The organism is Maritimibacter sp. HL-12, assembly GCF_900177545.1.
Taxonomy (GTDB): Bacteria; Pseudomonadota; Alphaproteobacteria; order Rhodobacterales; family Rhodobacteraceae; genus Sinisalibacter.
In genome coordinates, this window is sequence record NZ_FXBQ01000001.1 from 593,139 (window position 1) to 606,297 (window position 13,159).

Here is a 13,159-nt window from a genome sequence, read left to right on the forward strand (position 1 = left end):
CTGTTGTGCTTGAATCGACCGACATCGGACCCCTCGGGCCGGGCGCAAGCCTACCGATGCATACGGAACAACGGGCGGCACCGTAGGCCCGGATTCATCCCGGCACCAACACCGCCCCTTCACACCCCCCGCGCGTGGCGCCAGAACCTCGTGCCGAGCAGCACCGCCGCCGCAGCCAGCCCGGCCAGCAGGCCGAGCCAGACCCCGGCCGCGCCGAGCCCCAGCACAAAGCCGAAGACCCAGGCCGCCGACATGCCAACCAGCCAGTAGCTCCCCGCCGCGATCAGCATCGGCACCCGGGTGTCTTGCATCCCCCTCAGCAGCGAAACGGCGATCACCTGCGTCGCGTCGGCGAACTGGAACAGCGCCGCGACCAGCAGGAGCACCCGGCCGATGGCGAGGATTTCGGCGCGCAGGGGTTCGTTCGGCTCGATGTAGAGCCCCACCAGCACCTCGGGGAGCGCCACGAAGGCCAGCATCGCGAGCCCGGCCCAGCCCAGCCCGAGCGTGAGCGCCGCCGCGGCGCCCTGCCGGAGCGCCACCCCGTCGCGCGCACCGAAGGCGCGGCCCGCGCGCACGGTGGCGGCGTTCGACAGCCCCAGCGGCACCATGAAGGCGAGCGAGGTGATCTGCAGCACGATGCCATGCGCAGCGAGCGGCACGGTGCCGAGCAGGCCCACCAGCAGCCCCGCCGCCGAGAACATCCCGACCTCGGCCAGCACCGTGAGGCCGACGTGCGAGCCCATCGCGGTAACCTCGCGCAGCGCCTCCGGGTCGGGCCGCCAGAGCCGGGCAAAAAGGTCGTGCCCTGGGAAGCTGCGGATGGCGTAGAGGACGAGCGCGCCCACCGAGATGATCTGCACCCCGAGCGAGGCGATGGCAGCGCCCTTGATGCCCAGTTCCGGCGCGCCCCAGTTGCCGAAGATGAAGGCATGGTTGAAGGCGACGTTGGCCAGCGCCGCCGCGACCGTCACCAGAAGCTGCACCCGGGCGCGTTCGAGCGCGGAGAGGTAGCTTTTGAGCACCATCACGGCGAGCGCGGGGATAATCCCCCAGCCCATGATCCGCAGGTAATCCTGCGCGCCCTCGGCCAGCGCCGGTTCCTGCCCGAGCAGCCGCAGGAGCGGTGCCGAGAACCACAACAGCGGCATCACCGCCAGCGCAAAGCCGGTGGAAATCCACAGCCCCATCCGGGTGACACGGCGAATGCGCACCTCGTCGCCCGCCTCCGCCGCCGCCGCCACCAGCGGCATCACCGCGAAGGCGAAGCCCGAGCCGAACAGGAAGACGACCATGTAGAGCGTGGTGGCCAGCACCAGCCCGGCCAGCGCCTCGACGTCATACCAGCCGAGCATCACCATGTCGGTGGTGCCAATCGCCATCTGCGCAAGGTGGCTGCCGATCAACGGCAGGCCAAGGGCCAGATGGGCGCGGATCTGGGCGCGGAACGGGCTTGCTGCGGTCATGCTTTTCTGTGGCATGCCCCGTCAGGCCCCGCAAGCCTCAGAGCGGTTTGCGCGCCACGAGATCAATCAGCGCCGACAGGCCACTATGCCCCACGCCTTCGCGGATCTCGCGCTCGTAGGCCCTGAGCTCGACAATCTCCAGCCCGGCGAAGCTCTCGCGCAACAGCGCCTCGGTGTAGAGGTTTTCCGGCACGCCCGGACCGCCGGTGCCATGCGCGATCTGCTCGGGCGTATAGCCGTGCAGCAAAAGCACGCCGCCGGGCTTCAGGGTTTGCACCATGCCGGCGAAAATCGCGCTGCGCGCGGCCGGCGCGAGAAACTGGATGAACACCGCGACGACCAGATCGAACGCCTCGGGCGTCCAGTCCCAGTCGAAGATGTCGGCACGGTGGAAAGCAACCTCCACGCCGCGTTCCTGCGCCAGCGCCCGGGCCTTGGAAATGGCGTTCTCGCTCGCGTCCATCGCCACGGTCTCGACCCCGCGCTCGGCCATGAACACCGCGTTGCGCCCCTCGCCATCGGCCACCGAAAGCCCGCGCGCGCCGGGCGTGAGCCAGGACGCGTGGTCAACGAGAAACGCGGCCGGTTCTTTTCCGAACACGTAATCGGCGGTGGCGAAACGGTCATTCCACATGCAGTCAAACCTCCTTGCGACGGACCATGGCGGTCACACGGGACCACCTCCGCCACCGCGCAAGCCGACATCACGCACGCTTGCCCGACCGCGGATTTTCATCCCCGTACCTGTAGACACACCCGCCGGGCTTGGCCACCGCCGGGCATCACCGGCACCGATAACATGCGCGAGAGAATTGTGTCGGCCCGATAGTTGGCGCGGGCCTTGCCCCGGTCAGTCCAGCCGCATCGGGCGCGCTTTGGCCAAGCGGTCGAAGGCCGCGAGATCGCCGATCAACCCGCTCATGTCGTCGAGCCGGATCATGTTTGGCCCGTCCGACGGGGCGTTGTCCGGGTCGGGGTGGGTTTCGATGAAAACACCGCCAATCCCCAGCGCAACAGCGGCGCGGGCGAGCACCGGGGCCATGCGCCGGTCTCCGCCCGAAACCTCGCCCTGCCCGCCCGGCATCTGCACCGCGTGGGTGGCATCCATGATCACCGGGTAGCCGGTTGCCCCCATGATCGGCAGCGCGCGCATATCGGCCACCAGCGTATTGTAGCCAAAACTCGTGCCGCGCTCGGTGAGCAGGATCGCCGCGTTGCCGGTGGCGGCAACCTTTTCTGCCGCGCGGGCCATGTCCCACGGGGCAAGGAACTGGCCCTTCTTGATATTGACCGCGCGCCCGGTTCGCCCGGCGGCCTGCAACAGGTCGGTCTGGCGGCTGAGAAAGGCGGGGATCTGCAACACATCGGCCACCTCGGCCACCACCGCGGCCTGCGCGGGCAGGTGGATATCGGTCAGCACCGGCACGCCGAGCCGCGCCTTGACACCGGCGAGAACCGCGAGTCCGGCGTCCATCCCGGGCCCGCGTGGCGTGCCCGCGGCTGTGCGATTGGCCTTGTCGAATGACCCCTTGAAGATGAAGCCGAGCCCGTTTGCGGCACACGCCGCCTTGAGGGGTTCGGCGATGGCGAGCGCGTGGTCGAGCCCCTCAAGCTGGCATGGCCCGGCGATCAGCACCAGCGGCATATCGTTGCCGATGGTGACGCCGCCGATGTCCAGCCGGCGGTGTCGCGTCATCCCGAGACCTGCTCACGCAGGATCGAGGCGGTGAGCGAGAGCATCAGGTAGATCCCCGAGAACACCAGGAAGGCGAGGATCGTGTTCTCGAAGGCGCGCGGATAGGTCGGCTGGTCGGGGGCCACCGGGTGCACGCCCATTTCGAGATAGCGGGTCTGCTTGTTGGCCTCGATCCGCGCGGATTCGAGCTGCTGGAGCGCCTGCTGCAACAGCGCGGTCCGGGTTTCGAGATCGGATTGAGCGATCGCCAACTGGCCCGAAATCTGGGCGAGGCTGCCGCCGGACGCGGTGGTGCCGCCTGCCTCGGTAAGTTTGCCGCGCAACTCGACGATCAGCGACTCGAGTCTGCGAATATCACCGCGAACCCCTTCCACCCGCGCCTGGTTGGGCCGGGCATTGTCCAGAAGCTGTTGCAGTTGAAGCTGTTTCTCGGCCAACTGGGTTTCGAAATTGGTGACCTGTGTCATCACGGCGCTGGCGTCCGATGTTGCGTCGAACACGCCAAGATCCTGTTGCAGGCGCAGCACTTCACTCTGCGCTTCCACCCGCCGCTCCTCGGCCGTGAGGTAACTTTCCATCGCGCCGGCCATCTGGTCATCGCGCAACCGCGCGGTGAGATTGTCGACCCTTTCCTCGGAATAGCGGATCAGCGCTTCCGAGAAAGCCGCCGAAAGCTCGGGGTTTGCCGCGACGACTTCCATCTTCACGATGCCCTCGGTCGGATCAAAGCCGATCTTCACGTTGCGCTTGTAGAGCTTGTAGGCCTGTTCGTTGCTCGCGTTCGCGTCAAGGCGCTGGATCGGGTCGATCTCGGGGTCCGAGAAATGCGACTTGAACCCGAGTTCCGCATCGAGCCGAAGCATCGCGTCGCGCGAGGTCAGATAGCTTTGGACGGTGACCGAATCCTGGCTGGTCGCCAACCCGGAGCCGGCAAAGAGGCTGCCGAGGCCCGATTGACTGGATTCGGCCTTCTGGATCACGAACTCCGACTTGGTGGCATACATCGGCGTGGCGATAGCATAGTAATAATACCCCGCCAGCAGGGTTGGCAGGAAAACGAAAAACGCCAGCCGGGTGAAGAGCAGAACGAGTTTGCGCCGGCGTCGGCGGGCGATGTCCTTCTGGATCTCGATCACCGAACGCGCCCGCTCGGCAGCATTCATCACGTTGGTCGACGGCAGTTGCGCCTTCTGGCTCTGGATCGTCTGCGGCAATCCGGCACCGCCGCCGGGCACGGTTTGCGGCAGGTTGCCACCACCCGGACCCTTCAGCGGCCCGCCGTCGGCAGAAACCAGTTCGAGCATGTTGGCCCGGTGAAACGGATCGATCCCGGCACGGCGCAGGAGCCGTACCGCATCGTAATCGGAGGTGGCGGGCAAACCGTGCTTCTGCGCAAGCCTGCGGGCCATGCGCAATTGCCGCCCGGTCAGACCCTCCTTGCGGATCGCCGCCAGTTCGTCTTCGCCATGGGCATCGCCGGTGTCGTCCGGGTTGTCGTTGGCCGGCTTGGCCGACCCGCGACCGGCGGTCGAGAAACCCTCATCGGGGAAACCGTCTTCGGTGCCATCGACAACCGATTCTTCGAGCGGGTTGAGTGAGCGCGGCGCATTCTCTGCCGGATCGGGCCGCGCCTCTTCCGTCGCCTGCCCGCCATCGAACACCGACGAGCGGCGGATGCGGAACTTCTTAGCCTTGGGTTTGGTAGTCATACAGCTGTTTCGCTTCTTCCAAGGTGTCAAACATATGCAATTGCCCGTCGCGGAGAACAGCCGCGGAGCTGGCGAATTTTTCCAGCGTTTTAGCCTGGTGACTGACGATGACAACGGTTGCGTTGTTCAGCCGCTCCTTGAGCACGTCACCCGCCTTGCGATTGAATTCCGCGTCGGTCGTCTGCGGCATGCCTTCATCGATCAGGTAGATATCGAACTCGAGCGCCAACAGCAGCGAGAATGAAAACCGGGCGCGCATGCCCGACGAATAGGTGCCAACCGGGAAATCATAATACTCCTCCAACCCGCACAACCAGCGCGTATAGGCCTCGATGTAGTCCGGGTCCAGACCATACAGCTTGGCCACGTAGCGGGCGTTTTCCTTCGCCGAGAGCCGCGAAATCACGCCGCCCATGAAGCCCAGCGGGAACGAGACGCGCGAGGTTTTCACAATCTCGCCCTCGTCGGGCTTTTCCAGCCCCGCCATCATGTTGATGACGGTGGTCTTGCCCGATCCGTTCGGGGCCAGAATCCCGAGGCTTTGACCGGGTTCAACCCGGAACGACGCATGGTCGAGGATGACCTTGCGCTGCTTGCCCGTCCAGTAGGACTTGCTGACGTTCCTGAACTCGATCATGTTTGCGTGCCTCGGCCCCGCATTGTGCCTCTTTGCGCCCTTGTAGTCGAGCATTGTTAATGAAGGGGTATAAGGGCCTAATCTGGCACCATTATGTCGCGCGTCGCGCCCATAAAACAAAGGCTCGGGGCCGATTTCGGCGAGACTATGGCACGGCTCCCCCCTATCTGTGTACGATTTGAGGATATTCAAGCCAAGCCGAAGCCGCCCCACCCGGGGTGGGACGGATCGACGCTGGTGCCGGGTGGCTCGGGGTCTGACAAGCCCGCCGTTCAGGCGACGAGGCCCCAGACCAAACCGGCGATGATCGCCCCGGTCACGGCGAGTCCGAGATATGCGGCAAACACCCGCGGTTTCACCAGCGCCCAGACCGCGATGGCGGCGGGGATCGAGCTGACCCCGCCCGCGATCATGAACGACATCGCCGCGCCCGCACTCATACCCTGTTCGAGCAGGCCGGCCACCAGCGGCACCGCGGCGTAGCCGTTGAGATAGGCGGGGGCACCCACGAAGGCCCCGAGCACAACCGGGCCCACGCCATTCCCGCCAAGCATCTGCGCGACCAGATCGGCAGGCACGTAGCGCACCATCAGGGCTTCAATCATGTAGGCCAGCAGCAGCCATTTGCCGAGAAACAGGATGTTTTCGAGCGCGGTCTTGCGGAAGGTTTCGCGTCGGTCGGCATCGGGCCAGAACTTCCAGACCACGGCCCCCGAGAACGGCTTGTCGGTCCCGCACGACGTATTGCAGCCGCAGCTTTGCACCGGCGCATTCTTCAGCGGATCGGCAAACAATGCGCTTCTCGTCAGGCCGCGCACCGCGAAACCGCCGAACACGCCAAGCCCGACCGCCGCCACCGTCTTGCCCAGCGCGAATGGCAGGCCAAGCTCACCGAGGGTAATCAGGAACATCGCCGGGTCCATCAGCGGTGACGAAAGCCAGAACGCCATCACCGCCGAGAGCGGCGCGCCAACCGCCAAGAGCGCGGCGATGAACGGGATCACCTCGCAGGAGCAGAACGGCGACAGCCCGCCCATGAGGGCCGCGAGAAAGATCATCCGAACCTCGCGCCCCTCGAAGGCGCGCGCCAGGAGGTTCTCCGCCCCGGTCGCCTTCATGTAGGCCACCGCCGAGACCGCGAAGAGGATGAAAACCCCGGTCTGCGCGAAGGCACGCCCGGCAAATTCGAGCGTCGGGCGCAACGCCTCGGGCGCGACGACCGCAAGCACAGCCGGGATTGACAGGATCACCACCCAGGCCCAGTCGGGCCTGAAACGGGATACAAAAGTGCTTTGCGTGGTATCGGCCATGTTATTGCCCCTCCCCGGGCGCGCAATCGGCACAGCATTCCGACAACAGGTAGTCGGCCAGGGCCTGCATCTTGTCGTAGTCGGCGGCACCGCAGATGATCGACCGGCCGCGCTTTTCCTGGCTCACGAGCCCGGCGCTCGCGAGTATCTTGAGATGGTGGGTCAGGGTCGAGCCGGTCACGCCCGTGCGCACGCCCAGTTCGCCCATGCTGAGCCCCTCCGGCCCGGCCCGCACAAGCTGGCGCAGCACCTGGAGACGTTGTTCGGAGCCGAGCGCGGCGAAGGCCGAGGCGGCAACCTCGACAGGCAGGGCGGTGATGGAGCAGGATTCGTTTTTCATACTTCTACAAATATCGAAATATTGGCATCATGCAAGAACATTTTCATGAATGTCGAAATATCCAGAGCGCCGTTGCCCCCTGCCCGGCCCCGGCCTATCTCTGGGCCATGCCCGCGCTTGCCGACAAGATTGCCGCCTGCCGCCTCTGTACCGAGGCCTTCGCCGCCACCGCCACCGGCCATGCGCCGCGCCCGGTCGCATGGTTCGCCCCTTCCGCCCATGTCCGGGTGATCGGGCAGGCACCGGGGCTGCGCGTGCACGAATCCGGCCTGCCCTTCAACGACGCCTCCGGCAACCGGTTGCGCCTATGGATGGGGGTGGACCGCGAAACCTTTTACGATCGCGCCCGCGTGGCGATCACGCCGATGGCCTTCTGCTTTCCCGGCTATGACGCGCGCGGCGCCGATCTGCCGCCGCCCCGGATCTGCGCCGAAACCTGGCACGATGCCGTCGACGCGGCTTTGCCCGAAGTCCGCCTGACGCTGCTCGTGGGCGCTCATGCCCAGCGCCGCTATCTTGGTGCAAAGAGCCGAATGACCGAAACCGTGCGGGGCTGGCGCGACCATGCGCCCGCGGTCTTTCCCTTGCCACATCCGTCGTGGCGCAATACGGGATGGCTCAAGCAAAACCCGTGGTTCGAGACCGAGCTTCTGCCGGTGCTCCGCAATCGCGTGGCCGAAGAACTCGGAGGAGAAACCTGATGGCCCTGACCCCGCTCGACCATGTCCACGCCGACATGATGGAAGACCCCGAGAACGATGCCGCCCGGCTGAAGTTCTACCAGCGTCTCGCCGACACCACGCTGTTCGTGCTGCTCTCCAAGGAGCCCGAGGGCGAGGTGCTCGATCCCGAGGTGCTCGAGATCGACAACAAGGAAACCGCCAATATCGAGCGCTATGCCCTTGTGTTCGACACCGAAGAGCGGCTCGGGGCCTTCGCCGCCGACTACGGCAACAAACCCCTGCCCTATGCCGCCCTGCCGGGACGGGTGATCGCGCAGGCGATCGCCGGTCAGGGTGTCGGGCTGGCGCTGAACCTCGACGTGGCGGTTTCTTCGATCATGCTGCCGTCAACGGCGATGGACTGGCTGTCCGAAACGCTGGCGAACAAGCCCGCCGAAGGCGAAGCCTCGCTGATCGCCATCGCCCCGCCCTTCGGCCTGCCTGACGGGCTGATCGAGGGGCTGGAGGAAAAACTGGTGAGCGCCGCCGGGCTCGCGAGCCATGCGGTCTTCGTCAAAGGCACCTATTCCGACGATCGCGAGGGCTGGCTTCTGGCTTTCATCGACGCCCAGCCCGGTGCAGAGGAGGCGCTGGCGCGTGCCACCCACGAGGCATTGATCTTCTCGGGCACCGATCTGGCCAGCGTCGACGTGGCCTTCTTCGCGGCGAACGATCCGATCTGCGAACACCTCGACCACATGGGCCTGCGTTACGAATTCCCCAACCCCGACGCGGGCGAGCGCGATGACGACGGTTATGAAGAGATCCACCCCGCGCCGGGCAGCGATCCGACCAAGCCGCCGATCCTGAGATGATCTGAACTTGACGGATTCAGATATTTCCAACGCGAAACGCCGCCCTTTCCGGGGCGGCGTTTTCACATTTCACGCAAACGCGGCTGCTTATTTGTCGGCGTAGACCATTACCCAGACCGGCCGCCCCTGCATCAGCGCCACGCCGACGCCATACTCGACAACGCCTCGGCGCAGGATGTTTTCGCGGTGCCCGGACGACTCCATCCATTCCGCGATCACCCGCGCGCCGGAGCTCTGGCCGAAAGCGATGTTCTCGGCGGTCAGCATCGGGCGATAGCCGGTGGCGGTGATCCGCCGCTTGGGCAGGCTGCCGCCCGCGCCCTTGTGCGAAAAGGTGTCGGTTTCGGCCATCCAGCAGGCATGTGATTGCGCGGCCTTGTCGAGCCGGGCATCGCGGATCAGCGCCTTGCGCCCTGCCGCCTTGCGCTCGGCGTTCATCGTTGCGCCCGCATCGGCCATCAGGCGCGCGGCATTGTCCGGTAGCTCACAAGCCGCAGCCGGGGCACCAACCGCGAGCAAGGCCGCAAGCGCGAGGGCTTTCACTTCTTGGCCTTGACCTTGCCGGCCGATTCCAGCGCCTCGATCCGCGCCTTCAGCGCCTCGTTCTCCTCGCGCGCCTTTTGCGCCATCGCGCGCACTGCGTCGAATTCCTCGCGGGTCACCAACTGGCGGTCGGCCAGCCAGCGGTCCATCCAGCTTTTCATCGCAGTTTCCGCCTCGGACCGCGCGCCTTGTGCAACGCCCATGGCGTTGGTCATCAGTTGCGATATGTCGTCGAGAACCTTGTTTCGGGTTTGCATTGCCGCCTCCATGCGCTTTGTCTCAATATGGCGCAGGCAGGCGTGATCCACAAGGTTGACACCCCGCGCGCGCCGCCGCAACAAGGCGGCATGTTTGCCGCGATCCCCTTCCCCGACCTCTCGCCCGAGATCTTCTCGATCGACCTCGGCGGCTTCCACTTCGCGCTGCGCTGGTATGCCATGGGCTATATCGCCGGTATCGTGATCGCGTGGTGGATCATGTCGCGCGCCATTGCCAACGCTACCCTGTGGCAAAGCGGCGCGCCGATGACCCGGGCGCAACTCGAAGAGATGGTCACCTGGATGGTGGTGGGCATCATCGCGGGCGGACGGCTTGGCTTCGTGCTGTTCTACCAGCCCGGCTACTACCTCGCCAATCCGCTCGAAATCCTGAAGGTTTGGCAGGGTGGCATGTCGTTTCACGGCGGCTTTCTCGGCGTGGTGCTGGGGGCCTGGCTGTTCTCGCGACGCAACGGCTTGCCCACCGCCTCGGTTGCCGACCTGATCGCGCTGGCCACGCCGCCGGGGCTGGGCCTCGTGCGGGTGACGAACTTCATCAATGCCGAGCTATGGGGCCGGCCGACAGATGCGCCCTGGGGGGTGATCTTCCCCGGTGCGCGGGCGCAGGATTGCCCCGGCGTCGAGGGGCCATGCGCGCGCCACCCCTCGCAGCTTTACGAGGCGGCGCTGGAGGGGCTGGTGCTGATGGCGGTGCTCGCCTTCCTCGCCTACGGGCGCGGCTGGCTGAAAACACCGGGGCGGATCGCCGGCACCTTCTTCCTCGGCTACGGGCTGGCGCGCTTCACGGTGGAGTTCTTCCGCGAGGCCGATGCGCAATACATCACCCACGACAATCCAGCGGGCCACGTTTTTCTCGGCATGACGATGGGCCAGGTGCTCACCCTGCCGATGATCGTCGCCGGTGTGCTCACATTGATCTGGGCCACCCGGCGCGCGCGGGCATGAGCCTCGAAGCGGCGCTCCGGGCCCGGATCGCCGAGGCCGGACCGATCACGGTGGCCGAGTTCATGGCCGAAAGCCTGCTGCACCCGCAATGGGGCTACTACACCAACCGCGATCCGCTCGGGACGGCGGGCGACTTCACCACCGCGCCGGAGATCAGCCAGATGTTCGGGGAGCTTGTCGGGCTGGCGCTGGCGCAGGCCTGGATCGATCAGGGCGCGCCCGGGCGCATCACACTGGCCGAGCTTGGCCCCGGGCGCGGCACGCTGATGGCCGATATCCTGCGCGCCACCAAGCAGGTGCCGGGCTTTCACGACGCACTCCGGGTGCATCTCGTCGAAGCCTCGCCCACCTTGCGCGAAAAGCAGCGCGTGGCCCTGGCGGGCCATGCGATCACCCATCACGACCGCACCGACACCCTCCCCGAGGCCCCGCTTTTCCTGATCGCCAACGAGTTTTTCGATGCGCTTCCGATCCGGCAATTCATCCGCGCGGGCGATAACTGGCGCGAGCGGTTGGTCGGGCTCGACGGGGCGGCCCTCGCCTTCGGCATCGGTGCGCCCGATCAGCCGCCCGAGCTTGCCCACCGCAGCGACGTGGCCGAGGGCGGGCTGGTCGAGATCTGCCCCGCCGCCATGCCGATCATGACGGAGATCTCCCGGCGCATTGCAGCCCACGGCGGCGCGGCGCTGATCGTCGATTACGGCGATTGGCGGTCACTCGGCGATACCCTGCAGGCCGTCCAGGGCCATGCCCCGGTCGATCCGCTCGCCACCCCCGGCGCGGCCGACCTCACCGCGCATGTCGATTTCGAAGCACTGGCGCGTGCCGCACAGGAGCTTGCCACGTCGCGCCTCACGCCACAGGGGGTGTTTCTCGAACGCCTCGGGATTACGCCGCGCGCCGAGACCCTTGCCCAGCGGCTGAGCGGCCCCGCTCGAGAGGCGCATGTCGCCGCGCATCGACGGTTGACGCACCCCGACGAAATGGGAACGCTGTTCAAGGTGCTCGCCCTCGTGCCACCGGGCGCGCCCATGCTGGCCGGACTGGAAAAATGACTCTCGATGCCATCACATCCGCCGCGCTCGACGGCATCGCCCACGGGTTCTACACCCGCAGCGGCGGCGTATCGTCCGGGATCTATGCCGGGCTGAACTGCGGCGGCGGTTCCGGCGATCAGAACGAAGCCGTGGCGCTCAACCGGGCGCGGGTGGCCGCAACGATGGCAGTGGAGCCGGATCGGCTCGTCACCGTCCACCAGACCCACAGCGCCAACGTGGTCAGCGTCACCGGACCGCTGGGGCAGCCCCGCCCCGAAGCCGATGCGATGGTCACCGCCACCCCCGGCATCGCCCTCGCGATCCTCACCGCCGATTGCGAACCGGTGCTGTTTGCAGACCCGGCGGCCGGAGTGATCGGGGCCGCACATGCAGGGTGGAAAGGGGCGCTCGACGGTGTGCTCGAAGCCACGCTCGACGAGATGGAGGCGCTCGGCGCGCGGCGGGACCGGATAGCCGCAGTGATCGGCCCGACGATCAGCCAGCCGAATTACGAAGTCGGCCCCGAGTTCGTCGCCCGGTTCATCATTGCAAGCCCCGACCATGCCCGCTTTTTCAAGCGCGGCACCGGCGATCGCGCCCTCTTCGACCTGCCGGCCTTCGGTCTCGACCGTTTGCGGCGGGCCGGCGTGGGCCATGCCGAATGGACCGGCGATTGCACCTATGCCGACGCGGAGCGCTTTTTTTCCTATCGCCGCTCGGTGCATCGCAAAGAACCCGACTATGGCCGGCTGATTTCGGCGATCCGCCTGTAGCGCCGCAAATTGTCGACGGTCGGGAAACACCCCCAAGGGGATGGCGCTCATTGTTGACCGCAAAGCGCCGCCGACTTTCCCCCCGCGCGCCCAAAACCTGCCCCAATCCAAGGCGATAACGTCTTCATGCCGGCTGGAGAGCACTGGCCACGGAAAAGCCGAACGAAGGGACAGAAAGATGAGAAAACGCTGGATGAAATCGGTCATCAAGGCCGCCGAAACCGAAACGATCGCCCTGCCGTGGGCCCGCGGCAGCCGTCGCGCCGGCTGGAAGGCCGCTGCCCGCGCCCGTGCGCTCGCCGCCTGATCCGCCGCCCTCGTATCTCGATCAAGACCTGAAAGGCCGCTCCTGGGGGGAGCGGCTTTTTTCCCGGCAGCGCCTCAGGGCGCGGTGTTGACCCGCGCCTCGAGCACGTCGAAGGGCACGCCCGGCTCGTCCTTGGCATCCCGGATCACCAGCGAGGTTTTCACGCTCGCCACGTTCTCCGCAGCGGTCAGTTGCTCGGTGAGAAAGTTCTGGAACGTCGAAAGATCCGGCGCGACGCATTTGAGCAGAAAATCCACCTCGCCGTTCAGCATATGGCACTCGCGCACCAACGGCCACGCCCGGCAACGTTCCTCGAAGGCCACGAGATCGGCCTCGGCCTGGCTGACCAGCCCGACCATGGCGAAGACCTGCACCTCGAAGCCAAGCCTGCGCGCATCGACCTTGGCGTGATAGCCGCGGATGTACCCGGCTTCCTCCAGCGTACGCACCCGGCGAAGACAGGGCGGCGCGGAAATGCCCACCCGCTTGGCCAGTTCCACGTTGGTCATACGCCCGTCGGCCTGCAATTCGGCGAGAATCATGCGGTCGATCGCGTCGAGCTTGTGAGGTGACATCGGGAA

General features: G+C 66.3%; 16 protein-coding genes. 6 read left to right on the forward strand and 10 right to left on the reverse strand.

Annotated elements, in window-relative coordinates; genetic code table 11:
* Window positions 1–119 precede the first annotated feature (119 nt).
* The 7 genes from B9Y97_RS03005 to B9Y97_RS03035 form a co-directional block, all read right to left on the reverse strand.
* Window positions 120–1,466 (reverse strand): MATE family efflux transporter, encoded by a 1,347-nt coding sequence (locus B9Y97_RS03005; protein WP_085525368.1) that lies wholly within the window; start codon window positions 1,464–1,466, stop codon window positions 120–122.
* Between the two features lie 37 nt (window positions 1,467–1,503).
* Window positions 1,504–2,100 (reverse strand): SAM-dependent methyltransferase, encoded by a 597-nt coding sequence (locus tag B9Y97_RS03010; protein WP_085525369.1) that lies wholly within the window; start codon window positions 2,098–2,100, stop codon window positions 1,504–1,506.
* A gap of 216 nt (window positions 2,101–2,316) precedes the next feature.
* Window positions 2,317–3,162, reverse strand: coding sequence for a 3-deoxy-8-phosphooctulonate synthase (kdsA, locus tag B9Y97_RS03015; RefSeq protein WP_085525370.1), 846 nt, complete (start codon window positions 3,160–3,162; stop codon window positions 2,317–2,319).
* Window positions 3,159–4,871, reverse strand: coding sequence for a KpsE/RkpR family capsule polysaccharide export protein (locus B9Y97_RS03020; protein ID WP_085525371.1), 1,713 nt, complete (start codon window positions 4,869–4,871; stop codon window positions 3,159–3,161). Before B9Y97_RS03020 ends, kdsA begins: the two co-directional genes overlap by 4 nt.
* The gene (locus B9Y97_RS03025) at window positions 4,849–5,508 is read right to left on the reverse strand and encodes an ABC transporter ATP-binding protein (protein WP_085528067.1); all 660 of its coding nucleotides are present in this window, start codon (window positions 5,506–5,508) and stop codon (window positions 4,849–4,851) included. Before B9Y97_RS03025 ends, B9Y97_RS03020 begins: the two co-directional genes overlap by 23 nt.
* Window positions 5,509–5,780: 272 nt before the next feature.
* Window positions 5,781–6,818: a permease gene (locus B9Y97_RS03030; RefSeq protein WP_085525372.1), complete on the reverse strand. Its 1,038-nt coding sequence runs from the start codon at window positions 6,816–6,818 to the stop codon at window positions 5,781–5,783.
* A gap of 1 nt (window position 6,819) precedes the next feature.
* The gene (locus B9Y97_RS03035) at window positions 6,820–7,158 is read right to left on the reverse strand and encodes an ArsR/SmtB family transcription factor (protein ID WP_085525373.1); all 339 of its coding nucleotides are present in this window, start codon (window positions 7,156–7,158) and stop codon (window positions 6,820–6,822) included.
* A gap of 107 nt (window positions 7,159–7,265) precedes the next feature.
* Between B9Y97_RS03035 and B9Y97_RS03040 the strand changes: the two genes are divergently transcribed.
* Together B9Y97_RS03040 and B9Y97_RS03045 are read left to right on the forward strand one after the other, a co-directional pair.
* Complete coding sequence (locus B9Y97_RS03040; RefSeq protein ID WP_085528068.1) at window positions 7,266–7,859, forward strand: uracil-DNA glycosylase family protein; 594 nt, start codon at window positions 7,266–7,268, stop codon at window positions 7,857–7,859.
* On the forward strand, window positions 7,859–8,695 hold the full coding sequence (locus B9Y97_RS03045) for an SseB family protein (RefSeq protein WP_085525374.1): 837 nt from the start codon (window positions 7,859–7,861) through the stop codon (window positions 8,693–8,695). The genes B9Y97_RS03040 and B9Y97_RS03045 overlap by 1 nt, the downstream gene beginning before the upstream one ends.
* Before the next feature lie 87 nt (window positions 8,696–8,782).
* Here B9Y97_RS03045 and B9Y97_RS03050 read toward each other — a convergent pair whose 3' ends face one another.
* Together B9Y97_RS03050 and B9Y97_RS03055 are read right to left on the reverse strand one after the other, a co-directional pair.
* Window positions 8,783–9,154 (reverse strand): CAP domain-containing protein, encoded by a 372-nt coding sequence (locus tag B9Y97_RS03050; RefSeq protein ID WP_139828210.1) that lies wholly within the window; start codon window positions 9,152–9,154, stop codon window positions 8,783–8,785.
* Window positions 9,155–9,234: 80 nt separating this feature from the next.
* Window positions 9,235–9,495, reverse strand: a complete 261-nt coding sequence (locus tag B9Y97_RS03055; RefSeq protein ID WP_085528069.1) for an accessory factor UbiK family protein — start codon at window positions 9,493–9,495, stop codon at window positions 9,235–9,237.
* A gap of 90 nt (window positions 9,496–9,585) precedes the next feature.
* On the opposite strand from B9Y97_RS03055, the gene lgt reads away from it, so the two are divergent.
* The 4 genes from lgt (at window position 9,586) to B9Y97_RS18310 (ending at window position 12,578) form a co-directional block, all read left to right on the forward strand.
* A complete protein-coding gene (gene lgt, locus B9Y97_RS03060; protein WP_085528070.1) occupies window positions 9,586–10,461 on the forward strand; it encodes a prolipoprotein diacylglyceryl transferase in 876 nt (291 codons plus the stop codon).
* Window positions 10,458–11,516: a class I SAM-dependent methyltransferase gene (locus B9Y97_RS03065; protein ID WP_085525376.1), complete on the forward strand. Its 1,059-nt coding sequence runs from the start codon at window positions 10,458–10,460 to the stop codon at window positions 11,514–11,516. Before lgt ends, B9Y97_RS03065 begins: the two co-directional genes overlap by 4 nt.
* Window positions 11,513–12,271, forward strand: a complete 759-nt coding sequence (pgeF, locus tag B9Y97_RS03070; protein WP_085525377.1) for a peptidoglycan editing factor PgeF — start codon at window positions 11,513–11,515, stop codon at window positions 12,269–12,271. The genes B9Y97_RS03065 and pgeF overlap by 4 nt, the downstream gene beginning before the upstream one ends.
* A gap of 178 nt (window positions 12,272–12,449) precedes the next feature.
* Entirely contained in the window at window positions 12,450–12,578 is a 129-nt protein-coding gene (locus B9Y97_RS18310) for a hypothetical protein (protein WP_254900836.1), read from the forward strand.
* Window positions 12,579–12,652: 74 nt separating this feature from the next.
* On the opposite strand, the gene B9Y97_RS03075 is transcribed toward B9Y97_RS18310, so the two are convergent.
* Window positions 12,653–13,153 (reverse strand): Lrp/AsnC family transcriptional regulator, encoded by a 501-nt coding sequence (locus tag B9Y97_RS03075; protein WP_085525378.1) that lies wholly within the window; start codon window positions 13,151–13,153, stop codon window positions 12,653–12,655.
* Window positions 13,154–13,159: the final 6 nt, after the last annotated feature.